Source organism: Ligilactobacillus sp. UO.C109 (assembly GCF_026847815.1).
Lineage (GTDB): Bacteria > Bacillota > Bacilli > Lactobacillales > Lactobacillaceae > Ligilactobacillus > Ligilactobacillus salivarius.
The window spans coordinates 1-1,059 of record NZ_JAPSFH010000022.1 but is presented as its reverse complement, the minus strand read 5'-3'; the positions used below and the strand labels follow the sequence as shown (position 1 = coordinate 1,059).

Sequence of the window (1,059 nt, the reverse complement as noted above, 5' to 3'; positions counted from 1 at the left end):
CAGGAAACCTTAGTCATACGGTGGACCAGATTCTCACTGATCTTTCGCTACTCATACCGGCATTCTCACTTCTAAGCACTCCACCAGTCCTTACGGTCTAGCTTCGCCGTCCTTAGAACGCTCTCCTACCATGTACCTTACGGTACATCCACGATTTCGGTAATGTGTTTAGCTCCTTACGGTCTAGCTTCGCCGTCCTTAGAACGCTCTCCTACCATGTACCTTACGGTACATCCACGATTTCGGTAATGTGTTTAGCCCCGTTACATTTTCGGCGCAGGATCACTCGACTAGTGAGCTATTACGCACTCTTTAAATGGTGGCTGCTTCTAAGCCAACATCCTAGTTGTCTATGCAATTCCACATCCTTTTCCACTTAACACATATTTTGGGACCTTAATCGGTGGTCTGGGCTGTTTCCCTTTCGACTACGGATCTTATCACTCGCAGTCTGACTCCCGGATATAAATCTGTGGCATTCGGAGTTTATCTGAATTCAGTAACCCAAGACGGGCCCCTAGTCCAAACAGTGCTCTACCTCCACGATTCTCAACTCCGAGGCTAGCCCTAAAGCTATTTCGGAGAGAACCAGCTATCTCCAAGTTCGTTTGGAATTTCACCTCTACCCACACCTCATCCCAGCATTTTTCAACATACACGGGTTCGGTCCTCCAGTGCGTTTTACCGCACCTTCAACCTGGACATGGGTAGGTCACCTGGTTTCGGGTCTACGTCAACGTACTATCTCGCCCTATTCAGACTCGCTTTCGCTACGGCTCCGGACTTTCCTCCTTAACCTCGCACGCTAACGTAACTCGCCGGTTCATTCTACAAAAGGCACGCCATCACTCATTAACGAGCTCTGACTACTTGTAGGCATATGGTTTCAGGAACTATTTCACTCCCCTCCCGGGGTGCTTTTCACCTTTCCCTCACGGTACTGGTTCACTATCGGTCACTAGGTAGTATTTAGCCTTGGGAGATGGTCCTCCCGGATTCCGACGGAGTTTCACGTGTTCCGCCGTACTCAGGATCCTGAACTGAGGAAACGAAGTTTCG

General features: G+C 49.4%; 1 rRNA gene. It reads right to left on the bottom strand.

Going from position 1 to position 1,059, the window contains the following annotated elements:
• A 23S ribosomal RNA gene (locus OZJ21_RS04100) occupies positions 1-1,059 on the bottom strand; the annotation flags it as partial.